The organism is Mycolicibacterium helvum (genome assembly GCF_010731895.1).
Lineage (GTDB): Bacteria > Actinomycetota > Actinomycetes > Mycobacteriales > Mycobacteriaceae > Mycobacterium > Mycobacterium helvum.
In genome coordinates, this window is the sequence record NZ_AP022596.1 from 4,549,756 (window position 1) to 4,575,442 (window position 25,687).

The 25,687-nt window shown below is 68.0% G+C and carries 23 protein-coding genes; 20 read left to right on the forward strand and 3 right to left on the reverse strand.

The genetic code is table 11. From position 1 onward, the window contains the following. Positions 1–47: 47 nt before the first annotated feature. A complete protein-coding gene (locus tag G6N38_RS21375) occupies positions 48–956 on the forward strand; it encodes a thiamine-phosphate kinase (protein ID WP_246228067.1) in 909 nt (302 codons plus the stop codon). Positions 957–979: 23 nt separating this feature from the next. After that, complete coding sequence (locus G6N38_RS21380) at positions 980–1,690, forward strand: uracil-DNA glycosylase (RefSeq protein WP_163750015.1); 711 nt, start codon at positions 980–982, stop codon at positions 1,688–1,690. Between the two features lie 82 nt (positions 1,691–1,772). Here G6N38_RS21380 and rpmB read toward each other — a convergent pair whose 3' ends face one another. Then, complete coding sequence (gene rpmB, locus G6N38_RS21385; RefSeq protein ID WP_108056421.1) at positions 1,773–1,967, reverse strand: 50S ribosomal protein L28; 195 nt, start codon at positions 1,965–1,967, stop codon at positions 1,773–1,775. Positions 1,968–2,230: 263 nt separating this feature from the next. Between rpmB and G6N38_RS21390 the strand changes: the two genes are divergently transcribed. From G6N38_RS21390 to G6N38_RS21410, 5 genes are all read left to right on the forward strand, one after another. After that, a complete protein-coding gene (locus tag G6N38_RS21390; RefSeq protein ID WP_163750016.1) occupies positions 2,231–3,889 on the forward strand; it encodes a fatty acid kinase ATP-binding subunit FakA in 1,659 nt (552 codons plus the stop codon). Next, on the forward strand, positions 3,889–6,105 hold the full coding sequence (gene recG / locus G6N38_RS21395; RefSeq protein ID WP_163750017.1) for an ATP-dependent DNA helicase RecG: 2,217 nt from the start codon (positions 3,889–3,891) through the stop codon (positions 6,103–6,105). Before G6N38_RS21390 ends, recG begins: the two co-directional genes overlap by 1 nt. Then, positions 6,102–6,809 carry an HNH endonuclease family protein gene (locus G6N38_RS21400; protein ID WP_163750018.1) on the forward strand — a complete coding sequence of 236 codons (708 nt, stop codon included), beginning with the start codon at positions 6,102–6,104 and terminating at the stop codon, positions 6,807–6,809. The genes recG and G6N38_RS21400 overlap by 4 nt, the downstream gene beginning before the upstream one ends. 113 nt (positions 6,810–6,922) lie before the next feature. After that, positions 6,923–7,372 (forward strand): RrF2 family transcriptional regulator, encoded by a 450-nt coding sequence (locus tag G6N38_RS21405; protein WP_163750019.1) that lies wholly within the window; start codon positions 6,923–6,925, stop codon positions 7,370–7,372. Next, entirely contained in the window at positions 7,369–8,598 is a 1,230-nt protein-coding gene (locus G6N38_RS21410) for a globin domain-containing protein (protein WP_163750020.1), read from the forward strand. Before G6N38_RS21405 ends, G6N38_RS21410 begins: the two co-directional genes overlap by 4 nt. 26 nt (positions 8,599–8,624) lie before the next feature. Here the strand turns inward: G6N38_RS21410 and G6N38_RS21415 are convergent, their stop codons facing one another. Continuing rightward, positions 8,625–9,464, reverse strand: a complete 840-nt coding sequence (locus G6N38_RS21415; RefSeq protein WP_163750021.1) for an aldo/keto reductase — start codon at positions 9,462–9,464, stop codon at positions 8,625–8,627. A gap of 257 nt (positions 9,465–9,721) precedes the next feature. On the opposite strand from G6N38_RS21415, the gene G6N38_RS21420 reads away from it, so the two are divergent. The 13 genes from G6N38_RS21420 to smc all read left to right on the forward strand — a co-directional run bounded on the left by G6N38_RS21420 (position 9,722) and on the right by smc (position 24,587). After that, complete coding sequence (locus G6N38_RS21420; protein WP_163750022.1) at positions 9,722–10,792, forward strand: alpha/beta hydrolase; 1,071 nt, start codon at positions 9,722–9,724, stop codon at positions 10,790–10,792. 108 nt (positions 10,793–10,900) lie between these two features. Further along, a complete protein-coding gene (locus G6N38_RS21425) occupies positions 10,901–11,731 on the forward strand; it encodes a DsbA family protein (RefSeq protein WP_163750023.1) in 831 nt (276 codons plus the stop codon). After that, positions 11,728–12,366, forward strand: a complete 639-nt coding sequence (locus G6N38_RS21430) for a vitamin K epoxide reductase family protein (protein ID WP_163750024.1) — start codon at positions 11,728–11,730, stop codon at positions 12,364–12,366. The genes G6N38_RS21425 and G6N38_RS21430 overlap by 4 nt, the downstream gene beginning before the upstream one ends. A gap of 36 nt (positions 12,367–12,402) precedes the next feature. Further along, on the forward strand, positions 12,403–15,867 hold the full coding sequence (locus G6N38_RS21435) for a pyruvate carboxylase (protein WP_163750025.1): 3,465 nt from the start codon (positions 12,403–12,405) through the stop codon (positions 15,865–15,867). Next, a complete protein-coding gene (gene rsmD, locus G6N38_RS21440) occupies positions 15,864–16,415 on the forward strand; it encodes a 16S rRNA (guanine(966)-N(2))-methyltransferase RsmD (RefSeq protein WP_163752223.1) in 552 nt (183 codons plus the stop codon). Before G6N38_RS21435 ends, rsmD begins: the two co-directional genes overlap by 4 nt. 25 nt (positions 16,416–16,440) lie before the next feature. Beyond that, the gene (gene coaD, locus G6N38_RS21445) at positions 16,441–16,917 is read left to right on the forward strand and encodes a pantetheine-phosphate adenylyltransferase (RefSeq protein ID WP_163750026.1); all 477 of its coding nucleotides are present in this window, start codon (positions 16,441–16,443) and stop codon (positions 16,915–16,917) included. Positions 16,918–17,153: 236 nt separating this feature from the next. After that, positions 17,154–17,891, forward strand: coding sequence for a cell division protein SepIVA (gene sepIVA, locus G6N38_RS21450; RefSeq protein WP_163750027.1), 738 nt, complete (start codon positions 17,154–17,156; stop codon positions 17,889–17,891). 59 nt (positions 17,892–17,950) lie between these two features. Then, positions 17,951–18,556 carry a YceD family protein gene (locus G6N38_RS21455; RefSeq protein WP_163750028.1) on the forward strand — a complete coding sequence of 202 codons (606 nt, stop codon included), beginning with the start codon at positions 17,951–17,953 and terminating at the stop codon, positions 18,554–18,556. A 41-nt stretch (positions 18,557–18,597) separates the two neighbouring features. Then, entirely contained in the window at positions 18,598–19,257 is a 660-nt protein-coding gene (gene rnc, locus G6N38_RS21460) for a ribonuclease III (protein WP_407663008.1), read from the forward strand. Further along, positions 19,250–20,110 (forward strand): bifunctional DNA-formamidopyrimidine glycosylase/DNA-(apurinic or apyrimidinic site) lyase, encoded by an 861-nt coding sequence (gene mutM, locus G6N38_RS21465; protein WP_163750030.1) that lies wholly within the window; start codon positions 19,250–19,252, stop codon positions 20,108–20,110. The genes rnc and mutM overlap by 8 nt, the downstream gene beginning before the upstream one ends. A 65-nt stretch (positions 20,111–20,175) precedes the next feature. Next, positions 20,176–20,592 carry an OsmC family protein gene (locus G6N38_RS21470; RefSeq protein ID WP_163750031.1) on the forward strand — a complete coding sequence of 139 codons (417 nt, stop codon included), beginning with the start codon at positions 20,176–20,178 and terminating at the stop codon, positions 20,590–20,592. After that, a complete protein-coding gene (locus G6N38_RS21475; protein WP_163750032.1) occupies positions 20,579–20,860 on the forward strand; it encodes an acylphosphatase in 282 nt (93 codons plus the stop codon). Before G6N38_RS21470 ends, G6N38_RS21475 begins: the two co-directional genes overlap by 14 nt. A gap of 139 nt (positions 20,861–20,999) precedes the next feature. Beyond that, positions 21,000–24,587, forward strand: a complete 3,588-nt coding sequence (smc, locus tag G6N38_RS21480) for a chromosome segregation protein SMC (protein ID WP_163750033.1) — start codon at positions 21,000–21,002, stop codon at positions 24,585–24,587. 12 nt (positions 24,588–24,599) lie between these two features. Here smc and fni read toward each other — a convergent pair whose 3' ends face one another. Continuing rightward, positions 24,600–25,628 carry a type 2 isopentenyl-diphosphate Delta-isomerase gene (gene fni / locus G6N38_RS21485; RefSeq protein ID WP_163750034.1) on the reverse strand — a complete coding sequence of 343 codons (1,029 nt, stop codon included), beginning with the start codon at positions 25,626–25,628 and terminating at the stop codon, positions 24,600–24,602. Positions 25,629–25,687 lie beyond the last annotated feature (59 nt).

Below are 25,687 nucleotides of genomic sequence, written 5' to 3' on the forward strand. Positions count from 1 at the left end.
TGGCCGACTCCGGCGGACCCACCTTGCACGAGCTGGGCGAGTTTCCCATGATCGACCGGCTGGTGTCGGGTCGACGTCAGCCCGCCGGGGTCAGCGTCGGGCCCGGTGACGATGCGGCCGTACTGAGCACGCCAGACGGGCGGACCGTCGTCACCACCGACATGCTGGTGGAAGGGCGCCACTTTCGACTGGATTGGTCGGCGCCCCGTGACGTCGGCCGAAAGGCCATCGCGCAGAATGCCGCCGACATCGAGTCGATGGGCGCGCGGTGCAGCGCATTCGTCGTCGGGTTCGGTGCGCCGCCGGATACCGCTGCGGCACAGGTGCAGGAGCTGGCCGACGGAATGTGGCAGGAAGTCGCGGGATTGGGCGCCGGGATCGTCGGCGGCGATCTGGTGGCTAGTCCGCAGTGGGTGGTGTCGGTGACCGCGCTGGGTGATCTCGGCGGCCGCGCCCCGGTGTTGCGCAGCGGCGCACGCGCCGGATCGGTGGTGGCCGTTGCCGGTGAGCTCGGCCGATCCGCGGCCGGATATCTGCTGTGGCACAAGGGGATCGAAGGGTTCGACGATCTGCGCCGGTGGCACCTGGTACCGCGGCCCCCGTACGGGCAGGGGATCGTGGCCGCGCAGGCGGGCGCGCAGGCCATGACCGATGTCTCCGACGGGTTGCTCGCCGACCTGCGGCATATCGCCGACGGCTCTGGGGTGAGGATCGATCTCGCCGCCGAGGCGCTGCGGCCCGATGCGGACGCGGTCAGCGCCGCGGCCGCGGCGGCCGGCGTCGACCCGTTGGCGCTGGTGCTCTCCGGTGGTGAAGATCACGCGCTCGTCGCATGCTTCCCCGGTGCCGTGCCCGCGGGTTGGCGGGTGATCGGCACGGTGGCCGACGGTGCACCCGAGGTTCGGGTGGACGGGCAGCCCTGGACCGGCTCGGCGGGTTGGCAGTCCTTCGACTGAGCTCACCCGTTAGGTTGACGTGCGTGACTTCCACCGCGCGGCCGCTGACCGAACTCATCGATGAGGGTTGGGCGCAGGCACTGGCTCCGGTCAGCGAGCAGGTCTCGCAGATGGGGCAGTTCCTGCGTGCTGAGATCGCCGCCGGCCGACGCTACCTGCCGGCCGGGCCGAACGTGCTGCGCGCCTTCACCTTCCCGTTCACCGAGGTGCGGGTGCTGATCGTCGGCCAGGACCCGTACCCGACGCCGGGGCATGCGGTGGGCCTGAGTTTCTCGGTGGCCCCCGACGTGCGGCCGTTACCGCGCAGCTTGTCCAACATCTTCAGCGAATACACCGCCGATCTCGGCTACCCGGCGCCGTCCAACGGTGACCTCACGCCGTGGTCGCAGCGCGGCGTCATGCTGCTGAACAGGGTGCTGACCGTCGCGCCGGGCACCCCGGCGTCGCACCGGGGAAAGGGCTGGGAAGCGGTCACCGAATGCGCCATCCGGGCACTGGTCGCCCGCGATCAGCCGATGGTGGCGATCCTGTGGGGGCGCGATGCGTCGACACTCAAGCCGATGCTGGGGGGCGGCGCCTCAGGGGTTGACGGCAGCCGCTGTATGGCGATCGAATCACCGCATCCGTCGCCGTTGTCGGCGTCGCGGGGATTCTTCGGCTCGCGACCATTCAGCCGGGCCAACGAACTGTTGACCGGGATGGGTGCTGAGCCGATTGACTGGCGGCTGCCCTAACCAACGCCGAGATCGACGTTGTGGCGGGGTTGTCTCGATCTTTGCCGCCCAAACGTCGGTTTGGGCGGACGAAAGAAAGAAGTTAGCCGCGGGTGACCTTGCCGGCCTTCAGGCAGGACGTGCAGACGTTGATGCGCTGCTTGTTGCCGCCGGGACGGCTCACGGCGTGCACGGTCTGGATGTTCGGGTTCCAGCGACGGCTGGTCCGGCGATGGGAATGCGACACCGACTTGCCGAAGCCGGGGCCCTTTCCGCAGACGTCGCACACGGCAGCCATGTAGAACTCCTCTATCGAACGTGTTCCTGGGGGCCAACGACCGAAACGGGTGACCCGACAACCTGACCAGGATAGCCGTCCGGTGAACCGAACGCCAAAATGGTCCGCCACCCTGACTTCTCTCGACCGCGCAAGCGTCCCTGACCTGCGGTGATCGTAACATCACGCAGTTGTGACTGCCGCTGCCATCGAACTGTCGGGTGGACTGGTTAGGCTGGCGCGACGGAGCCGTGGGGTGTGTCAGGGATCGCGAGGAGGTGCCGATGCCGGACCGGCGGCTGGACGCATCGGCCCTGCGTGATTGGGCTCACACCGCCGTCGGCGATCTGATCGCTCACACCGACGAGATCAACCGGCTCAACGTGTTCCCGGTGGCCGACGCCGACACCGGCACGAACCTGCTCTTCACCATGCGCGCGGCGCTGGACGCGGCGAAATCGGTGGAGGGTTCCGGTGACGTCGCCCTGATGGCGGCCGCCCTGTCCGAAGGTGCCCTGCACGGCGCCCGCGGAAACTCCGGAGTGATCCTGTCGCAGATCCTGCGCGGGCTGGCCGACGTGACGGCATCAGCGGCCGACGACACCGGCGGATCCCTCGCCGATATCGATGCGGTTCTGCTCGGGGCTGCGCTGCGGCACGCCGTCGGGCTGGTGGTGTCGTCGATGGGCGGTCAGCTGGTGGCCGGCACCATCGTGTCGGTACTGCAGGCGGTCGCCGAAGCGATCCAGCACTGCGCCGCCGACGGCGCGGAACTGGCCGAGGCGCTGGCCGCCGCCGGCGAGGCGGGAGTCGCGGCACTGGATCGCACACCCGATCAGCTCGACGCGCTGGCCGAGGCGGGTGTGGTCGATGCCGGCGGGCGCGGATTCCTGGTTCTCATCGATGCACTGACCGCCACCGTCACCGGCCATGCGCCCCACCGTGATGCCTACGAGCCGGGGCCGCCGCGGCTGGAGCATGGTCACCGCCGCACCCAGTCCCAATGCCCGCCGCAATTCGAGGTGATGTATCTGCTCGCGGGCTGTGACGCCGGCGCGCTGGATCCGTTGCGTACCCGGTTGGAGCAACTCGGCGATTCGGTGGCGATCGCCGCCTCAGCGGATGCGGATCGCCACTCGATACACGTTCACACCGACGACGCCGGCGCCGCGGTGGAAGCCGGGCTGGCTGCCGGTGTGGTGAGCCACATTCAGATCTCGGTGTTGAGTGCCGGCCCGGCCCGGGTCTCGCCGGGCAGTTGGAGTCGCGAACGGGCGGTGCTGGCCGTCGTCGACGGCGACGGCGCCGCAGAGCTTTTCGAGCAGGAGGGTGCCTGCGTGCTGCGTCCGGAGGCCGCGCTGGCCGACCCGGCCAACGGCATCACTGCCCGAGAACTCGTGCGCGCGCTCGTCGACACCGGCGCCGCCCAGGTGATGGTGCTGCCCAACGGTTACGTAGCGGCCGAGGAGCTGGTCTCCGGCTGCACAGCCGGAATCGGTTGGGGTATCGACGTTGTCGCGCTGCCTACCGGATCCATGGTGCAGGGGCTGGCCGCACTCGCCGTGCACGACCCGAGCCGCCACGCCGTAGACGACGGTTTCTCGATGGCCAAGGCGGCGGCCGCGGCACGGCACGGTTCGGTGCGCACCGCCACCGAGCAGGCACTGACATGGGCCGGTACCTGCCAACCGGGTGACGGCCTTGGCATCGCCGGCGACGAGGTGCTGGTGGTTGCCGGCGATGTCACCGGTGCGGCCACCGGATTGATCGACTTGCTGCTGGTTGCCGGTGGTGAGTTGGTGACCGTGCTGATCGGCGACGGCACCGATCCCGCCGTTGCCGCCGCATTGGCCGATCACATCCACCGCCGTCATCCCGGTATCGAGTTCGCCACCTATTCCACCGGGCACCGCGGCGACGCACTGCTGATCGGGGTGGAGTGATGGTCGGCCTCAGCGACCGGCTCGACGGTGTCGTGGGTGGCAAGGCTGCTGGTCTGCTCGACGACGTGTTCGGTATCCGCACCGTCGATGACCTGCTGCGGCACTATCCCCGCAAATACATCCACGGGATGTCGGTGTGGGGCGAAGACGAGGTGCCGCCGGAGGAGGGTGAGCACATCACTCTGGTCGGCGAGATCGAGAAGGCCGAAGTCCGGTGGACCAACCGCCAGCCGAAGCGCGAATACTTGGTGATCACGCTGGGCAAGGGACGGCGCAAGGTCACCGCGACATTCTTCAACGCCAAGTACCTCAAGAAGGAGTTGGTCGAGGGCGTCCGGCTGATGCTGTCCGGGGAGGTCGGTTTCTTCAAGGGCAATATGCAGCTGACCCATCCCGACTTCCTGGTGCTGGAGTCGCCGAAGGGGCGGGTGTTCGGCAGCAAATCGCTCAAGACGATCGCCGACACCTCGACGTCGCCGAGCGGTGAGCTGGCGATGTCGGCGTTCGAACGCGACTTCTTCCCGATCTATCCGGCCAGTTCGAAGCTGCAGAGCTGGGATATCTACGCGTGCGTGCAGCAGGTGCTGGCGGTGCTCGACCCGATCGCCGATCCGCTGCCGAAAGCGATTGTGGCGCAACGTGGTCTGATAGCCGAGGGCACCGCTCTGCGGGACATTCACGTCGCCGAAAGGGAGCCCGAACGGGAGGCTGCCCGCGAGCGGCTCAGGTTCGACGAAGCCGTCGGGATGCAGTGGGCGCTGGCCCAGCGGCGGCACGGCGAACTCGGCGAATCCGGCCCACCCGCACCGCACCGCGACGACGGGTTGGCCGCCGCCATGATGGGGCGGTTGCCGTTCGAGCTGACCGCGGGACAGCGTGAGGTGCTCGGCGTTGTCAGCGCTGAATTGGCCACAACGAAGCCGATGAATCGGCTGTTGCAGGGCGAGGTCGGGTCTGGCAAGACGATCGTGTCGGTGCTGGCCATGCTGCAGATGGTCGATGCCGGCTACCAGTGCGCGCTGCTGGCCCCGACGGAAGTCCTTGCCGCCCAACATGCCCAGTCGATCCGCAGTGTCCTCGGGCCGCTGGCGATGGCCGGCCAGCTCGGCGGTGAGGACGGTGCCACCCGGGTGGCGTTGCTGACGGGTTCGATGTCGGCCGCGCAGAAGCGCCAGGTGCGCGACGAGGTTGCCGCGGGGGAGGCGGGCATCGTGATCGGTACCCACGCGCTGCTCCAGGAGGCGGTGGAGTTCCAGCGATTGGGTTTCGTCGTCGTCGACGAACAGCACCGGTTCGGAGTGGAGCAGCGAGACCGGTTGCGAGCCAAGGCACCTGACGGTTTGACGCCGCACCTGCTGGTGATGACGGCGACGCCGATCCCGCGCACCGTGGCCTTGACGGTGTACGGCGACCTGGAAACCTCGACGATGCGCGAACTTCCGCGCGGGCGCCAGCCGATCACCACCAACACGATCTTCATCAGGGACAAGCCGCAATGGTTGGCCCGGGCATGGCAACGGATCATCGAGGAGATCGGCGAGGGCAGACAGGCCTACGTCGTCGCGTCCCGCATCGACGAGGACGACAAAACCGCTACCGCAACTGATGGTCCGCCTGCGGAGACCGTGCTGACGTTGTTCAAGAACCTGGGCCAGGGGCCGCTGGCCGGGCTGCGGCTGGGCCTGATGCACGGCCGGCTGCCCGCCGACGAGAAGGATGCGGTGATGGCCGCGTTCCGGGCCGGGGACATCGATGTCCTGGTGTGCACCACCGTGATCGAGGTGGGTGTGGACGTTCCGAACGCGACGGTGATGGTGGTGATGGACGCCGACAGGTTCGGCATCAGCCAGCTGCACCAGCTGCGCGGGCGGATCGGGCGCGGCTCGCACGCCAGCTTGTGCCTGCTGGCGACGAAACTTCCGGAAGGGTCGAAAGCGGGCGAACGGTTGACCGCGGTGGCGGGCACTCTGGACGGGTTTGCCCTCGCCGATCTGGATCTGCAGGAGCGCCGCGAGGGTGATGTGTTGGGGCTCAACCAGTCCGGTCGACCGATTACGCTGCGCTTCCTGTCACTGGCCGAGCACCTCGAGGTCATCGTGGATGCGCGGGAAGTGGCTCAGGCGATGTATGCCCGTGATCCCGACAACCGGGGGATGACGATACTTGCCGGGCAGTTCACCGGCGGTGACCGCATCGACTACCTGGACAAGGCATGAGGCGCCGCCCGCTCATCTGGCTGTCGGTGATCGCGGCGCTATCGGTGGTCGTCGCCGTGCAGGTGATGTCCTCGACCAGCGAACCGGATCGGATGCTCGCGCGCGCCGACGTGCCGACCGTGGCGCCGGGAACCGATGTGCTGGACGGCATCGTGATCGTCCCGCAACGGGTGCGGGGATACGACTACCGCCGCGATGCGTTCGGCGACGCCTGGGATGACAACAATTCCGCCCCGGGTGGGCACAACGGCTGCGACACCCGCAACGACATCCTCGACCGCGATCTCGTCGACAAGACCTACGTCTCGATCAAGCGCTGCCCGCAGGCGATCGCCACCGGTGTACTGCACGATCCGTATACCAGTGCCACGGTTCCGTTCGCCCGGGGTGCGCAAGTCGGGGCGGCAGTGCAGATCGACCACCTGGTGCCGCTGGCCTACGCGTGGGACATGGGGGCGCGAGATTGGCCGGACGCCATGCGGATTCGCTTCGCGAACGATCCGGCCAACCTGTTGGCGGTGGCAGGGCAGGTCAACCAGGACAAGGGGGATCAGCCGCCGGGTGCCTGGATGCCGCCCAATCATGCGTTCTGGTGCCAGTACGCGGTGCAGTTCGCCGCAGTGCTGCGCGGCTACTCGCTGCCGGTCGACCAGGCCTCGGCCGATGAGCTGCGCGAGGCCGCGGCCAGCTGTCCCAAGGGTTGATCGTCTGGAACCGGGTGCGTCGCCGCAGGTCAAAAATCCGCACGATTCGTAGTATTCAAGCCCACACCCGCTAAATGCGCATGTTGGGTGCGGAATAACCTACCGTCGCATTCATGCAGCTCACCCGGTTCACCGACCTGGGGCTGCGGGCCATGATGCTGCTGGCCACCGGCCAGGCTCGCCAGCAGCGGGTCACCACTAAAACGGTCGCTGCCGCGGCGGGTGCGTCGGAGAACCACGTCGCCAAGGCGGTCTCACGATTGACCGAGATGGGGCTGGTGTATGCCAGGCGCGGCCGGGCGGGCGGACTCGAACTCACCGACACCGGCCGGGAGGTGTCGCTGGGCTGGCTGGTGCGCCAGCTCGAAGGCGATCGCGAGGTCGTCGATTGCACGGGGCAGTCGGCCTGCCCATTGATCGCGGCCTGCCGGTTGCGCCGGGTGCTGGCCGACGCCAAAGAGGCGTTCTACGCCGAACTCGACCGCTACACCATCACCGATCTTGTCGGCAGCAGATCGCTGCCGGTCGTTCTGCAACTCACAACTGAAAGGAATCACCGATGACCACCACCGCAACGCAAGCGTCCCGCGGGCAGGAACTGGAGCCGGGCCACGCCGAGATCATCAGGGCGACACTGCCGCTCGTCGGTGCACATGTGGACGAGATCACGGTGAATTTCTACAGCCGGATGTTCGGTCGTCATCCTGAACTGCTGCGCACGTTGTTCAACCGCGGCAACCAGGCGCAGGGAGCGCAGCAGCGTGCCCTGGCCGCGTCGATCGCGACCTTCGCCACCCACCTGGTGACTCCAGACCTGCCGCACCCGAGCGAACTGCTCTCGCGCATCGGCCACAAGCATGCGTCGCTCGGCGTTACCGCTGAGCAGTACCCGATCGTGCACGAGCATCTGTTCGCCGCGATCGTCGAGGTGCTGGGCGCCGACACGGTGACCGCGGACGTCGCCGCAGCATGGGACCGGGTGTACTGGATCATGGCCGACACCTTGATCGCGATGGAGCATGATCTCTACCGCGGCGCCGGCGTCGACGACGGGGATGTCTACCGCCGGCTGCGGGTCACGGCCAGGGAAGACGATCCGTCCGGCACCGTGCTGCTGACGGTCGGCGCTGATGGGATCTCCAACAGGTCTGCCGCGCAATATGTTTCGGTTGGTGTCACGTTGCCCGACGGTGCGCGCCAGCTACGCCAATACAGTCTGGTGAATGCGCCGGGTGCGACCGAACTGACCTTCGCGGTCAAGCCGGTGGACTCCGACGGGCAGCACCCGGCCGGCGAGGTGTCCAGCTGGATCCGTGCATGCGTCCGGGTGGGCGATCTGCTTGACGTCACCGTGCCGTTCGGTGACCTGCCGCAACCCCGCAGCGGGGCGCCGGTGGTCCTGATCTCCGCCGGTATCGGTATCACGCCGATGGTCGGGATCCTGGAATACCTTGTCGCGCAGGCATGTGCCGCGCCGGTGCAGGTGTTGCACGCCGACCGCAGCAGCCAGACGCATCCGCTGCGCAAGCGGCACCAGGAGCTGGTCGACATCCTGCCCGGCGCACGCATGCAGCTGTGGTACGCCGAAGACGTCGACGGCGACAGCGCCGAGGTGCACGAGGGACTGATGGACCTCGGAGGTGTCGAGATCGCGGATGACGCTGAGATCTACCTCTGCGGCAACGCCGGATTCGTGCAGGCGGTGCGCTCTCAGCTGACCGGCCGCGGAATCGCGGCGGGCCGCGTGCACTGCGAGCTGTTCAGCCCGAACGACTGGCTGCTCGACTAAGAGTTGCGGCGTCGACGGCGGGAACCCTAAGTGCCGGTGTAAGTTTCCGGGTTCGGCCGGAATCGGGTTCCGTCGTCGAGCCCACTGAGAGTCTCCATCTCGGCGGGCGTGAGTTCGAAGTCGAACACATCGGCGTTCTCGGCGATCCGCGCCGGATTAGCCGAGCGGGGGATGACGACGTTGCCCAGTTGCAGGCTCCAGCGGATCAGCACCTGGGCGGGCGACTTACCGTGTGCGGCGGCCACTCCAGCGACTGCAGGGAGCTCCAGTAGCTTGCCCACACCCAGCGGGCTGTAGGCCTCGGTGACGATCGAGTGCTCGGCATGCACCGCGCGCAACTCGGCCTGATTGAGGAGCGGGTGCAGTTCGATCTGATTGACCGCAGGCGGGAAGAAGCTCAGGTCGATGATGTTCGATAGATGCTCGGGAGTGAAGTTCGAGACGCCTATCGACTTGATGAGGCCGTCCTGGCGGGAGCGCATGATGCCGCCCCAGGCGTCGATGTACTTGCCGTTTTGCTCGGCGGGCCAGTGGATCAGGTAGAGGTCCACGTAATCCAGGCCGAGTCGCTCGAGGCTGGCCTTGATGGCGTCCTGGGCGGCCTGGAAACCCTGATCTTCGGTGGCGAGCTTGGTGGTGATGAACAGCTCGTCGCGGGGGATGCCTGAGGCGGCGATAGCGCGGCCGACGACTTCCTCGTTGCCGTACGCCGCGGCGGTGTCGATCATCCGATAACCGGCCTCCAGCGCGCTGGCCACCGCGTTCTCAGTCTCCTCGGCGGACAACTCGGCGACGCCGAGGCCCAGCGCCGGGATGGTGTTGTCGTCGTTGAGCGTGACGGTGGGGATCGGGGCCGCCGGTGTCATGTCACCTGCCTGTGGAATAGGAGTGTGTCCAGGTCGGTACCCGGGCATGATCGGTTGTCGAGTCACCGACTTCGGGATGACGATAGTACGCACAGCGATAAGTCAGCTGAGCAGGCCCGGCTCGCCGTCACGATCCGGCACCGAAATTTGCGGGTTCGTCAGCGACGCCGCAGGCCGGAGGCTGACAGACCGCTGCCAGCGCGGGTCCCGTACGCTGCGGCGATGCCGACCACACACCAGAAGTGAGGGGACCAGGCATGACAGGAATCCGGTTTTCCCGACGTGCGCTGGCGGTCAGCAGCCGCGCGGGAGTCAAGCTCATCCCGCGGCTGCCGAATGGCCTCAAGCGGCTGATCTCGGGCGGCCGGGCGATCAGCATCGACGGAAACACCCTCGATCCCTCGATCCAGGCGATGCTTGTCGCGCAGCGGGCGATCGGTATGAGCAGCCTGGCGGTACCCGGTAATCCGATCGCCACCCGCCGGCAGAACCGGGAAGCCACCGCCAGCCTCGATGAGCCCGATGTCCACGCCGCTCAGATCGAGCCCATCACCATCCCCGGACCGGGCGGGACCATCCCCGCCCGTCATTACCGTCCGGCTGACGAGGACGCACCGCTGCTGGTCTTCTTCCACGGGGGCGGATTCGTCTTCGGCGACCTGGACACCCACGACTCGGCGTGCCGGCTGATCTGCCGCGATGCCGGGGTGCACGTGCTGGCCGTCGACTACCGACTGGCACCCGAACACAAAGCGCCTGCCGCTTCCGATGATGCCTATGCTGCCTATCTCTGGGCCCGCGAACACGCCGCCGAGCTGGGCGCCGACCCCAATCGCGTCGCGGTCGGCGGTGACAGCGCCGGGGGGTGCCTGGCGGCTGTGGTGACCCGGCTGGCACGCGACGCCGGTGTAACTCAGCCCACCCTTCAGTGGCTGATCTACCCGGTCACCGACCTGCGGGGCGCCACCACATCGCGCACCCTGTTTGCCGATGGCTTCCTGCTGACCAAGCGCAATATGGACTGGTTTGCCGACGCCTATGTCGACGGATCGGGCCTCGACGCCACCGATCCGCGCGTCTCGCCATTACTGGCCGACGATCTGGCCGGCCTGTCGCCGGCGCTGGTGATCACTGCCGGGTTCGACCCGTTGCGCGACGAAGGCGAACAGTATGCGGAGAAGCTGCGCGCTGCCGGTGTCATGGTCGACGCCCGCCGGATGGGTCCGATGACCCACGCATTCCTGAACATGAATGCGCTGGGTGGCCAGGTCAGCCAGTGCAACGCCGAGATGACCTCGGCGCTGCGCGCCCACCTGGCCCGCGGCTGAGCTTTCGGCGGGCGCGACCCGGGGAACGACGTCCGGCAGGCGCCAAATGCGCCGCCGGTACTCTAGAGGCGCTAACACCGAGTCTTGACAGCGAGGACGAGCCGACCCGTGGCCACCAAAAAGAAAAGCGCCCCCCGCTACGACCTGAAAGCCCAGGATCGCAAGCGCAACCTCTTCATCCAGTTGGGGTTGACCGCGATCGTCGTGATCTTCGCCGTCGGCCTCGTGCTCTTCATCGTGATGGGCCACGACAAGAAGGCGGCCGGCGGCAACGCCCAGGCGGTGCGGATCAGCTCCGGCGCGCTGATCAAGAAGGACGGCACCGACGAGCCCAAGGCCGTCCTGTCGCTCTATGAGGACTTCCAGTGCCCGCACTGCCGTGAGTTCGAGAAGACCTACGGCCCGACCATCACCAAGCTGGTCGACAGCGGTGCGGTGGCCACCGACTACTACATGGTCGCCATCCTGAACTCGCCGATCAACAAGAACTACTCGACGCGGGCCGCCAACGCCGCCTACTGCGTCGCCGACGAAAACAAGGACGCATTCCTCCGGTTCCACGGCGCGCTGTTCGCCCAGCAGCCTGACGAAGGTTCAGCCAATGCGCCGGACAACAACTCGCTGATCGAGACCGCCCGCCAGGCCGGTGCGGCCGGCGGTGTGCCGCAGTGCATCAACTCCGGCAAGTACAGCGACATGGTCGAAGGACTGGCCAAGGCCGCCAAGATCCAGGCAACGCCGACCATTCGGCTCAACGGCCAGGACATCAGCCCCGCATCGCCCGAGGACTTGCTCGCCAAGGTCAAGGCCGTCGTCGGCAATGTGCCTGGGCTGGAGCCCGCGCCGACCCCGGGGGCACCGGCCGATCCTGCCGCTGCTCCTGCTGCTCCTGAGCCCGCGGCACCGGCACCGGCCGCCCCGGCGACACCGACGCCATGAGCGTGGCGACCCCGGCCCCGGTAGAACCGACGGAACCCGCCCAGACGGGGGCCGCGCCGGCCGGAGTCGCAGTGCGGGCGGCCAGCGCCTGGTGGGTGCTGATCGCCGGAGTCATCGGACTGATCTCCTCGGCCACCCTGACGATCGAGAAGATCGAGATCCTGGTGAACCCGGCCTACGTGCCGAGCTGCAGCATCAACCCGGTGCTGTCGTGCGGCTCAGTGATGATCACTCCGCAGGCGTCGGCCTTCGGCTTTCCCAATCCGCTGATCGGCATCGCCGGCTTCGCCGTCGTCGTCGTGACCGGCGTGCTCGCGGTGGCCAAAGTGCGGTTGCCCCGGTGGTACTGGATGGGCCTGACGATCGGCAGTGCGCTGGCCGTCGTGTTCATCCACTGGCTGATCTTCCAGACGCTGTACCGCATCGGCGCGCTGTGCCCGTACTGCATGGTGGTCTGGTCGGTCACCATCCCGCTCCTGGTCGTGGTCTCCTCGATAGCGTTGCGCCCGCTCGCCGGTAACGCGGTCGCCAGGGTCCTGCACACCTGGCGCTGGTCGATTGTGGCGCTCTGGTTCACCGCGGTTATTCTGCTGATCCTGGTTCGGTTCTGGAACTACTGGTCAACGCTCATCTGAAGCGTGTCGCTTCGGCAACGGGGGTAGGGTCCGTCTGTGATATCCAAAGTCCTTGTCGCCAACCGCGGTGAGATCGCGATACGCGCCTTCCGCGCCGCCTACGAGATGGGCATCGGCACGGTTGCGATCTATCCGTACGAGGACCGCAACTCGCTGCATCGGCTCAAGGCCGACGAGTCGTATCAGATCGGCGACATCGGGCATCCGGTGCGGGCCTATCTGTCGGTCGACGAGATCGTCGCCACCGCGCAGGCCGCCGGCGCCGACGCGATCTATCCGGGTTACGGCTTCCTGTCGGAGAATCCCGAACTGGCGGCGGCCTGTACGGCCGCGGGTATCACGTTCGTCGGGCCCGACGCCGCGATCCTGGAACTCACCGGCAACAAGGCGCGCGCGATAGCGGCGGCCCGTGAGGCTGGCCTGCCGGTGCTCGCCTCGTCGGAACCATCCTCGTCGGTGGAGGAATTACTAGAAGCCGCCAAGGCCATGCACTTCCCGGTGTTCGTCAAGGCTGTTGCCGGTGGCGGCGGGCGGGGGATGCGCCGGGTGAGTGACCCGGCCGCGCTGGCCGAGGCCATCGAGGCGGCCAGTCGCGAGGCGGAATCGGCGTTCGGTGATCCGACGGTGTTCCTCGAGCAGGCCGTGGTGAATCCGCGCCACATCGAGGTGCAGATCCTCGCCGACACACACGGCAACGTCATCCACCTCTACGAGCGCGATTGCAGTGTGCAGCGCCGCCACCAGAAGGTCATCGAACTGGCCCCCGCGCCGAACCTGGATCCCGCACTGCGGGAAAAGATTTGCGCCGACGCGGTCGCGTTCGCCCGTCAGATCGGATACACCTGCGCGGGCACCGTCGAATTCCTCCTCGACGAGCGTGGCCGGCACGTCTTCATCGAGATGAACCCACGAATCCAGGTGGAGCACACCGTCACCGAGGAGATCACCGATGTCGACCTGGTGTCGGCGCAGCTGCGGATCGCCGCGGGGGAGACGCTGGCAGAGCTGGGCCTGAGTCAGGACGCGATCGCACCGCACGGCGCCGCGCTGCAATGCCGCATCACCACCGAGGATCCGGCCAACGGCTTCCGGCCCGACACCGGCCGCATCACCACCTACCGCTCACCGGGCGGGGCAGGGATCAGGCTCGACGGCGGCACGCACCTGGGTGCCGAGGTCGCCGCGCATTTCGATTCGATGCTCGTCAAGCTCACCTGCCGGGGCCGTGACTTTCCCACCGCCGTGGCCAGGGCCAGGCGCGCGGTCGCTGAGTTCCGGATCCGCGGTGTGTCGACGAATATCCCGTTCCTGCAAGCAGTTCTGGACGATCCGGACTTCCAGGCCGGCCGCATCACGACGTCGTTCATCGATGAGCGCCCGCAGCTGCTGACGTCGCGCACCTCAGCCGACCGCGGAACCAAGATGCTCAAGTACCTGGCCGAGGTGACGGTGAACTCGCCCTACCGGGATCGTCCCCGGTACTACCCCCAGGACAAGCTGCCCCCGATCGACATCGCGTCGACCACGCCGCCATCGGGTAGCAAGCAGCGCCTCGAGCAACTGGGCCCAGAGGGATTCGCCCAGTGGCTCAAGGACTCTCCGGGCGTCGGCGTGACGGATACGACGTTCCGCGACGCTCACCAGTCGCTGCTGGCGACACGGGTGCGTTCGTCGGGCCTGCTGGCTGTCGCCCCCTACGTCGCCAGGATGATGCCGCAGCTGCTGTCGATCGAATGCTGGGGCGGTGCGACTTACGATGTGGCGCTTCGCTTCCTGAAGGAAGACCCGTGGGAGCGGCTGGCCTCGCTGCGCGAGGCGATCCCCAACGTCTGTCTGCAGATGCTGCTGCGCGGCCGCAACACCGTGGGCTACACGCCGTATCCCGAGGCGGTGACGCACGCGTTCGTCGACGAGGCCACCCGCACCGGTGTCGACATCTTCCGCATCTTCGACGCGCTCAACAACGTCGAGTCGATGCGGCCGGCCATCGACGCGGTGCGCCAAACCGGCTCTGCAGTAGCCGAAGTCGCGATGAGCTACACCGGCGATCTGTCCAACCCTGCTGAGACGCTCTACACGCTGGACTACTGGCTGCGGCTGGCCGAGCAGATCGTCGATGCCGGCGCGCACGTGCTGGCGATCAAGGACATGGCCGGTCTGCTGCGTCCACCGGCGGCGGCCACCCTGGTGTCGGCGCTGCGCAGCCGCTTCGACCTGCCCGTGCACGTGCACACCCACGACACCCCTGGCGGCCAGCTGGCCACCTACACCGCGGCCTGGCATGCGGGCGCGAGTGCGGTCGACGGGGCCGCGGCGCCGTTGTCGGGTACCACCAGCCAGCCGCCGCTGTCGGCGATCGTCGCCGCAGCGGCACACACGCCGTTCGACACCGGCCTCGACCTGAATGCGGTGTGCGACCTGGAGCCGTACTGGGAGCTGCTGCGGCGGGTGTACGCCCCGTTCGAGGCCGGTCTGCCCGCGCCGACCGGACGGGTCTACCACCATGAGATCCCCGGCGGTCAGCTGAGTAACCTACGCACGCAGGCCATTGCGCTGGGACTCGGTGAACGGTTCGAGGACGTCGAGAACGCCTACGCCGGGGCCGACCGGATCTTGGGCAGATTGGTCAAAGTCACCCCATCGAGCAAGGTGGTCGGGGACCTGGCGCTGGCATTGGTCGGTGCGGGGATCACCGCGGAGGAATTCGCTGAAGACCCCGCGCGTTACGACATCCCCGACTCGGTGATCGGGTTCCTGCGTGGCGAGCTGGGCGACCCACCCGGCGGCTGGCCGGAGCCGTTGCGCACCAAGGCATTGGAAGGACGCGGGCCCGCCAAGCCCGAGGAGCCGCTGTCGGTCGAGGACGAGAAGATTCTCGGCGAACCGGGCCCGACCCGGCAGGCCACGCTGAACCGGCTGCTATTCCCCGGTCCCACCAAGGAATTCGAGGCGCACCGCGAAGAGTACGGCGACACGTCCGGCCTCTCCGGTAATCAGTTCCTCTGCGGTCTGCGCCACGGCGACGAGCACCGCATCGTGCTTGAGCGTGGCGTCGATCTGATCGTCGGGTTGGAGGCCATCTCCGATGCCGACGAGCGCGGGATGCGCACCGTGATGTGCATCATCAACGGGCAACTGCGTCCGGTGTTGGTGCGCGACACCAGCATCGCCGAGACCGTGCCGACCGCCGAGAAGGCCGACCGAACCAACCCCGATCACGTCGCCGCGCCGTTCGCCGGCGTGGTCACCGTCGGGGTGGCCGTCGGCGACGAGGTGGCCGCCGGCCAGACCATCGCCACCATCGAGGCGATGAAGATGGAAGCCGCGATCACCGCACCCAAGGCCGGCACCGTCAATCGCGTCGCTGTCGGCAGCACCGCCCAGGTCGAAGGTGGCGATCTGCTGGTGGTGGTCGGGGGATCAGGTTCGGCGGGCAGGAGCGAAGCGACCGGGGGATCAGGTTCGGCGGGCAGGAGCGAAGCGACCGGGGGATCAACCTGACCCGCATCGTCGGGGGCGCGGCCGGTGGCCGGCGCATCGATGTGCCCGCGCGTGGAACGCGGCCGACGACCGATCGGGTTCGCGAGGCGTTGTTCAATGTCCTTGCCGCGCGCCGGGATTTCGACGATCTGCGGGTGCTGGATCTGTATGCGGGTTCGGGTGCGCTGGGGCTCGAAGCGCTGTCCCGTGGTGCGGCATCGGCCCTGTTCGTCGAGAGTGATTCGCGCGCAGCGGCGGTCATCAAACGCAATATCGAGGCCCTCGGGCTGACCGGTGCGACGGTGCGGCGCGGTGCGGTCGCCGCGGTGCTGACGGCGGGGGCCGAGAAGCCGGTGGACTTGGTGCTGGCCGATCCGCCCTACGCGGTGACCACCGGCGAGATCGAGGCGATACTCGCCAGTTTGGCGCGTCACGGCTGGCTCGGGCCGGGCAGCGTCGTCGTGGTCGAACGTCCGGCCTCCTCGGCTGAACTCACCTGGCCGGCGGGTTGGACGGGATGGCCGGTGCGCCGTTACGGAGACACCCGAGTTGAACTGGCGGAGTGCTGACACGAGCCTGCTAGCGTCTTCGCTCATGAGTGGCGCGGTGTGTCCGGGATCGTTCGATCCGGTGACGCTGGGTCATGTCGACATCTTCGAGCGTGCCGCCGCGCAGTTCGACGAGGTGATCGTCGCGGTGCTGATCAACCCCAACAAAAAGGGGATGTTCGACATCGACGAGCGGATCGCGATGATCTCCGAAGCCACCGCCCACCTACCGAACCTGCGGGTCGAGTCGGGGCAGGGGCTGGTCGTCGACTTCGTCAAACAACGTGGGTTCACCGCGATCGTCAAGGGTCTGCGCACCGGCACCGATTTCGAGTACGAGCTGCAGATGGCCCAGATGAACAAGCACATCGCCGGGGTCGACACGTTCTTTGTGGCCACCACACCGCAGTATTCGTTCGTCTCGTCGTCGCTGGCCAAAGAGGTGGCGATGTTGGGCGGTGACGTGTCGGCGCTGCTTCCGGAGCCGGTGAACCGCCGCCTGCAGGCCAAGCTGCACCACTGATTTTCCCGCGAGCGCGCGCTTTCATCGCAGGGCGCGCCGCCTGGCACGGATGTCGTCGCACACTCGCCGATTGCCCGCGCATCCGGGCCTCAGCCCGACATAATCTCCGATGAGACGCCCTCTGACCGGTGCGCTTGCCAAGAACGTCTTTTCCGACACACCGGCCCGCCACCACAGTCACAGGCGTAACACCAGGCACACTAGTCACTACCAACTACGCCCAGGAGGGTGGCGCCGTGTACCGAGTTTTTGAAGCGCTCGACGAGCTAAGCGCGATTGTCGAAGAGGCCCGCGGCGTCCCGATGACGGCTGGTTGCGTGGTCCCGCGCGGCGACGTGCTGGAACTCATCGACGACATCAAGGACGCCATCCCCGGCGAGCTCGATGATGCCCAGGACGTGCTGGATGCCCGCGATTCGCTGCTGCGGGAGGCTAAAGAGCACTCCGATTCGATGGTGTCCAACTCCACTGCCGAGGCCGACTCGCTGCTGAGCCACGCCCGCGCCGAAGCCGACCGGCTGCTCGCGGACGCCAAGTCGCACGCCGACCGGATGGTCGCCGAGGCCCGTCAGCACAGCGAGCGCACCGTACTCGAGGCCCGCGAGGAGGCCAGCCGCCTGGCGGCGACCGCCAAGCGGGAGTACGAGGCGGCGACCAGCAGGGCCAAGGCTGAAGCCGACCGGCTCGTGGAGAGCGGCAACATGTCCTACGAGAAGGCCGTGCAGGAAGGCATCAAGGAACAGCAGCGGCTGGTCTCCGACACCGAGGTCGTGCAGGCGGCGCACGCCGAATCGACCCGGCTGATCGACACCGCCCACGCCGAAGCCGACCGGCTGCGCGGTGAGTGCGACATCTACGTCGACAACAAACTCGCCCAGTTCGAGGACTATCTCAACGGCACCTTGCGCTCGGTCAGCAGGGGTCGTCACCAGCTACGGACCGCCGCGGGAACCCACGACTACGCGCAGCGCTGAGCGGCGCGGCCCGCGCCTACCGGCAGAATCGGGCCGCACCGGGTTTTAAGATTGGATTCATGGCGACGCCACGCAGTGCCCGAACCCAGCACAAACCGCGATCGCCGCTTGTGTTCGACATCTCCCGGTTAGGCCGACGCCCCGGGGCCATGCTCGAGTTGCACGAGACGGTGCCTAGTCCGTCCCGAATCGGGTTGGACCTGATCGCGATCGAACGCGGTGCCGATCTGAACCTGGACTTGCGTCTGGAATCGGTGTCCGAGGGGGTGCTGGTCACCGGCACGGTGCATGCGCTGACCAGCGGTGAATGCTCGCGGTGTCTAACGCCGGTCACCGGCGATGTCGAAATCTCGCTGACCGAGCTGTTCGCCTATCCGGACAGCGCAACGGAATCCACCACGGAGGAAGACGAGGTCGGCCACGTCGTCGACCAGACCATCGACCTCGAACAGTCGATCGTCGACGCCGTCGGCCTGGCGCTGCCGTTCGCCCCGCTGTGCACGCAGGACTGCCCCGGGTTGTGCACGCAGTGCGGTGTCCCGTTGGCCAGTGCCGGACCGGACCACGACCACGATCAGATCGATCCCCGCTTTGCCAAGCTGGCGAAAATGTTTCCTGCCGCGGACGAGGAGAACACCCCCGGGCGGGGGGCGGGCACTTCGTGAGCCCACCACGCGCGAACCTGTTGGACGCCCTGGGCGTTGAGATGTCCGAAGAGTTGCTGACCCTGGCGCTCACCCACCGCAGCTACGCCTACGAGCACGGCGGACTGCCCACCAACGAGCGGCTGGAGTTCCTCGGCGACGCGGTGCTGGGCCTGACGGTGACCGACGAGCTGTTCCACCGCCACCCGGACCGCTCCGAAGGCGACCTGGCCAAGCTGCGCGCCAGCATCGTCAACACCCACGCGCTGGCCGATGTCGGGCGCGGCCTCACCAACGATGGCCTCGGGGCGTACCTGCTGCTTGGCCGCGGCGAGCTCAACACCGGCGGGGCCGACAAATCCAGCATCCTGGCCGACGGCATGGAGTCACTGCTGGGCGCGGTGTACCTAGAGCACGGCATCGACACCGCACGCAAGGTCATCCTGCGCCTCTTCGGCAACCTGCTGGACACCGCACCGACGCTGGGCGCCGGACTGGACTGGAAGACCAGTCTCCAAGAGCTCGGCGCGTCAAAGGGTTTGGGCCCGCCGACCTACGTCGTCACCTCGACGGGGCCCGACCACGACAAGCAGTTCACGGCGGCCGTCGTGGTGGGGGAGACCGAATACGGCACCGGGCTTGGTCGCTCCAAGAAGGAAGCCGAACAGAAGGCTGCCGCGAAGGCGTGGCAGGCCATCATGGACCACGAACCGGATGCCTGAACTGCCGGAGGTCGAGGTCGTCCGGCGCGGCCTGCAAGCCCACGTGGCCGGCAAGTCGATCAGCGCGGTGCGGGTGCACCATCCGCGCGCGGTGCGCAGACATGAGGCCGGCGCCGCCGACCTGACCGCACGGCTGCTCGACGCGCGCATCACCGGGACGGATCGGCGCGGAAAGTACCTGTGGCTCACACTTGCCGATGACACCGCCCTCGTCGTGCACCTGGGGATGAGTGGGCAGATGCTGCTCGGCGATGTCCCTAACACCAACCACTTGCGGATCGCCGCGCTGCTCGACGACGGCACCACCGTGAGTTTCGTCGATCAGCGCACGTTCGGTGGGTGGCAGTTGGCCGACCTGGTCGAGGTCGACGGCAGCCGGGTGCCCGAGCCGGTGGCCCACATCGCCCGTGATCCGCTGGACCCGCGCTTCGACCGCGATGCAGTCGTTACGGTGTTGCGCCGCAAGCACTCCGAGATCAAACGGCAGCTCCTCGATCAGACCGTCGTCTCCGGCGTCGGCAACATCTACGCCGACGAGTCGCTGTGGCGGGCCAAGATCAACGGCGCGCGGCTGGCCGCCAACTTGACCCGCCGCCAGCTCGGTGAGCTGCTCGACGCGGCCACCGAGGTGATGCGCGAGGCGCTGGGTCAGGGCGGCACGTCGTTTGACTCGCTGTACGTCAACGTCAACGGTCAGTCCGGCTACTTCGACCGGTCGCTGAACGTCTACGGCCGCGAAGACCTGCCCTGCCCACGCTGCGGGACGGCGATCCGGCGGGAGAAGTTCATGAACCGCTCCTCGTTCTACTGCCCACGGTGTCAACCACGACCGGGGCGGCCCCGCCCTCGGTAGTGACGTTCAGCGCACCCTCGCAGGCGATTTCCGTCGCAGGCGATTTCCCTAAGGTAAGGACACATATGACTGAGTTGTGGGTGGAACGTACCGGCGTGCGGCGCTACACCGGGCGCAGCAGTCGCGGCGCGGAGGTGCTGATCGGCTCCGAGACCGACGAGGGCGCCTTCACCCCGGGTGAGCTGCTCAAGATCGCGCTGGCCGGCTGCAGCGGGCTGAGCAGCGACCAGCCGCTGCGCCGCCGCCTCGGCGACGATTACCCGGCAGTGATCAAGGTCTCCGGGCCTGCCGACCGTGAGCAGGAGCGCTACCCACTGCTGGAGGAGAAGCTCGAGATCGACTTGTCCGGGCTGTCCCCGGAGGAGGTGGAACGCCTGGTGGTCGTGGTCAACCGCGCGATCGAGCAGGTGTGCACAGTGGGGCGCACCCTGAAATCCGGCGCCGAGGTCCAGTTCGAGGTGACCGACGTTGGCCGAGCCTGACGTCCGGCTGACCGCCTGGGTGCACGGCTATGTGCAGGGCGTGGGGTTCCGCTGGTGGACCCGCTCAAGGGCCCTTGAGCTGGGGCTGACCGGCTACGCGAGCAACCAGCCCGACGGCCGGGTGCTGGTCGTGGCGCAGGGGTCGCGCGCGGATTGCGAGCGGCTGCTGGAGCTGCTGCGGGGCGAAACGACGCCCGGATCGGTGGACCAAGTGATCGCCGACTTCACCGAACCTGGCGAGCCGTTACGCGGATTCGTTGAAAAGTAAACCCCAGAAGTAACATTCGTCACTTCAGCCCCGCCTGTCCGATGACAGCCGCTGGGTGATGAACGTCCGCCGAGACATCCGTTAACCACGCAGCACGGTTGCGCTACCAGCACCTCATCCGCCGGTAAGGTGGCACCCCGTGTACCTCAAGAGTCTGACGCTGAAGGGTTTCAAATCCTTCGCATCGCCGACGACTCTGCGCTTCGAGCCGGGTATCACCTGCGTGGTCGGTCCCAACGGTTCTGGTAAGTCCAACGTCGTCGATGCGCTGGCCTGGGTGATGGGTGAACAGGGCGCCAAGACCCTGCGCGGCGGCAAGATGGAAGACGTCATCTTCGCCGGCACCTCGTCGCGGGCACCGCTCGGGCGCGCCGAGGTGACGCTGACCATCGACAACTCCGACAACGCGCTGCCCATCGAATACTCCGAGGTGTCGATCACCCGGCGGATGTTCCGCGACGGCGCCGGCGAGTACGAGATCAACGGCAGCAGCTGCCGCCTGATGGACGTCCAGGAGCTGCTCAGCGATTCCGGCATCGGCCGCGAGATGCACGTCATCGTCGGTCAGGGCCGACTCTCGCAGATCCTTGAGTCGCGGCCAGAAGACCGCCGCGCCTTCATCGAAGAGGCCGCCGGGGTGCTCAAGCACCGCAAGCGCAAGGAAAAGGCGGTCCGCAAGCTCGACTCGATGGCGGCCAACCTGGCCCGGCTCACCGACCTGACCACCGAACTGCGCCGCCAGCTCAAGCCGCTGGGCCGCCAGGCCGAGATGGCGCGGCGGGCCCAGACCATCCAGGCCGACCTGCGTGACGCGCGGCTGCGGCTGGCCGCCGACGATCTGGTGGTCCGCCGCGCCGAGTTCGCCGGGGCCGACAACACCGAGACCACGCTGCGACGCGAACACGACGAGGCCGCCACCCGCCTTGGGGTGGCCACCGAGGCACTGACCGCACACGAGGCCGCCGTGGCCACGCTGTCCGAGCGCACCGACGCCGCCCAGCAGGCCTGGTTCCGGCTGTCCGCGCTGGCTGAGCGGGTCAGCGCCACGATCCGCATCGCCAGCGAGCGGGCGCAGTATCTGGACGCCGAACCCACCGCGAGCACTGGCCCGGACCCGGACGCCCTGGACGCCGAGGCCGAGGAGGTCGCCGCACGGGAGCAGGAGCTGCTGGCCGAACTGGCCGAAGCCCAGTCCCGGCTGGAGATCGCCCGGGCCGAACTCGGCGAGCGCGAGCGCGCGGCCACCGAGGCCGAACGAGCGCACATGGCGGCCGTGCGCGCCGAAGCCGACCGCCGCGAGGGGTTGGCCCGGTTGTCGGGGCAGGTGGATACGTTGCGTGCCCGAGTCGAGTCCATCGACGAGGGTGTGGCGCGGCTGACCAACGCGATCGAAGAGGCCGGCGCGCGTACCCAACACGCCAGGGCCGAGTTCGAGACCGTGCAGGGCCGAGTTGGCGAGCTCGATCAAGGCGAGGTCGGGCTCGACGAGCAGCACGATCGCACGATCACCGCACTGCGTCTGGCCGACGAGCGAGTAGCCGAATTGCAGTCTGCCGAGCGTGCCGCCGAGCGGCAGGTGGCCTCGCTGCGGGCCCGTATCGACGCACTGTCGGTCGGGTTGGAACGCAAGGACGGCTCGGCGTGGTTGACCCAGAATCACAGCGGGGCAGGGCTTTTCGGCACCATCGCCAAGCTGGTCAAAGTGCGGCCGGGTTATGAGGCGGCATTGGCGACGGTATTGGGAGCCGCCGCCGACGCCGTGGCTGCCGACGACTCCGCCGCCGCCAGTTCCGCGGTGCGCGCACTCAAGGAAGCCGACGGCGGCCGGGCCGCAATCGTGTTGGGGGACTGGCCGATAACGGCACGGCAACTCGGTTCGTTGCCCGACGGTGCGGCCTGGGCGCTGGATCTGATCGAAGCGCCGGGGCGGCTGCAGGGTGCAATGACCGCGATGCTGTCCGATGTCGCCGTCGTCGAGGATCTGGGTGCGGCCCTCGATCTGGTTGCCACGCGGCCAAGCCTTCGCGCGGTGACCCTCGAAGGTGATCTGGTCGGCGCCGGATGGGTCAGTGGCGGCTCCGACCGCAAGCCGAGCACTCTGGAGATCGCCAGCGAAATCGACAAGGCCATAACCGAACTCGCGGCCTCCGAGACGCAGGTTGCCGAGTTGTCGGCCGCACTGGCCGGCGCGCTCACTGAGCAGGGCAACCGTCAGGACGCCGCGGAAGAGGCCCTGGCTGCGCTCAACGAATCCGATGCCGCGATCTCGGCGATCTACGAGCAGCTCGGCCGGCTCGGGCAGGAAGCCCGAGCCGCCGAGGAAGAATGGCGCAGGCAGCTGGCCCAGCGCGGCGAGCTCGAGGCCAGCAGGCTGCAGACGGTCGAAGAGCTCACCGCGCTCGAGAACCGGCTGGCCGCAGCACAAGACGACCAGACCATCGTCGACGACGAGCCGCTGGACCGCCAGTACATGCAGGCGGCCGCCGAGGAGGCCCGCGCCGTCGAGGTGGAGGTGCGGCTGGCGGTACGCACCGCCGAGGAACGCGCGAATGCCGTTCGTGGGCGCGCAGATTCGCTGCGCCGCGCCGCGGCGGCCGAGCGGGAGGCGCGGATCCGCGCGCAGCGCGCCCGCGCCGCCCGCGAGCACGCCGCCGCGGTGGCGGCCGCGGTGGCCGAGTCCGGCCGCCGCGTCGCCGAGCAGCTGGCCGGTGTAGTGGCGGCGGCGTCCCGCCGCCGCGACGGTCTGGCCGCTGAACGTCAGGAACGGGCCACCGCGATGGCCGCCGCGCGCGAAGAAGTCAGCACACTGAACAGCCGCATCACCGCGCTGACCGACTCGCTGCACCGAGACGAGGTGGCCAAGGCACAGGCCGCCCTGCGCATCGAACAGCTCGAACAGATGGTGCTCGAGCAGTTCGGCATGTCCGCCGACGATCTGATCGCCGAGTACGGGCCTGATGTGTCGTTACCGCCGTCGGAACTGGAGATGGCCGAGTACGAGCAGGCCAAGGAGCGCGGCGAGCAGGTGACCGCGCCCGCACCGATGGTGTTCGACCGGCCGAGTCAGGAGCGCCGCGCCAAACGGGCCGAACGGGAACTGGCCGAGCTCGGCCGGGTGAATCCGCTTGCACTGGAGGAGTTTGCGGCGCTGGAGGAGCGCTACAACTTCCTGGCCACCCAGCTCGAGGACGTCAAGGCCGCGCGCAAAGACCTGCTCGACGTGATCGCCGACGTCGACACCCGGATCCTGCAGGTCTTCGCCGAGGCCTACGCCGATGTCGAGCGCGAGTTCGGTCAGGTCTTCTCGGCGTTGTTCCCCGGCGGTGAAGGCCGGCTGCTGCTGACTGACCCCAACGATCTGCTCACCACCGGCGTCGAGGTGGAGGCCCGCCCGCCGGGCAAGAAGGTCAAGCGGCTCTCGCTGCTTTCCGGCGGCGAGAAGTCGCTGACCGCGGTGGCGATGCTGGTGGCCATCTTCCGCGCTCGCCCGTCGCCGTTCTACGTCATGGACGAGGTCGAGGCCGCCCTCGACGACGTGAACCTGCGCCGGCTGATCGGGTTGTTCGAGCAGCTGCGGTCGCAGTCACAGCTGATCGTCATCACCCACCAGAAGCCGACGATGGAGATCGCCGACGCGCTCTACGGCGTCACGATGCAGGGCGACGGCATCACCACGGTCATCTCGCAGCGGATGCGCGGCGAAGAGCTGGTGTCGGCCGGCAGCTAGCCGTCGAGATATTCAGCTGACCGTGGGCGGGCCAAGCGCGCGCAGTGCGGCCAGGTCGGCCACCCCGCAGCCGTGCAGGCAGATCCGCAGCTCCTCGATGAAAGCGTGCAGCGTGTCCAGTGCCGCCGCGGGCGACTCGATGGCGGGGGCCAGTAGCGGACGGGCCAGGGCCACCACGTCGGCGCCCATCATCAGAGCCTTGGCGGCGTCCAGCCCGGTGCGGATGCCACCCGAGGCCACCAGCGGCATACCCGGCAGCGTCGCACGCACCTCGGCAAGCGCATGCGCGGTCGGGATCCCCCATTCGGCGATCGCCGGATCGCGGACCTCTCCGTAGCGCACCAGCTGCTCCACGCGCGCCCACGATGTCCCACCCGCGCCGGCGACGTCGACCGCGGCGATCGGCATGTCGCGCAGTCGCTCGGCGGCCGCGGCACCGATGCCGTGGCCGACCTCCTTGACCAGGACCGGGTAGGGCAGGTTCTCCGCCAGTTGGCGCAATCGCGCCAGCGAGCCGCTGAAGTCGGTGTCGCCGTTGTCCTGCATCGCCTCCTGCAGGGGGTTGGTGTGCACCGCCAGCGCGTCCGCACCGATCCGATCGAGTGCGGCAGCCAGTTTGGGCACCAGAGCGTCGGTGAGCTGCGCCAGTCCGATATTGCCGATCAGCAAGACGTCAGGTGCCAGCTCGCGGACCTCGAAGCTGGCCGCGGCGGCGCCGTCGTCGTCGTCGAGCATGATGCGCTGCGAGCCGAGCATCATGCCGATCCCGAGCTTCTGGGCGGCCTCGGCCAAATTGCGGTTGATCGTGCGGGATAGCTCGGCACCGCCGGTCATTGCCCCGATCAGAACGGGCGCGCGCAGCGGGCTACCCAGGAACATGGTGCTTACGTCGACAGCGGTCAGGCTGGTCTGGGTCAGGGCGTTGTACGGCAGCCGGTAGCGCTCGAAGCCGGTGGTCACCGTTTCGTAGGAGACGGGCCCGCGCAGGCAAGCGTCGATGTGGCGCAGCTTGCGGGTAGCCATACCAGCGGTCTGATCCATCGTCACCAGATACCCCGATGTCCAGGGGAGGCGCAGGCCCGCTCCGCGCCCTGAAACAA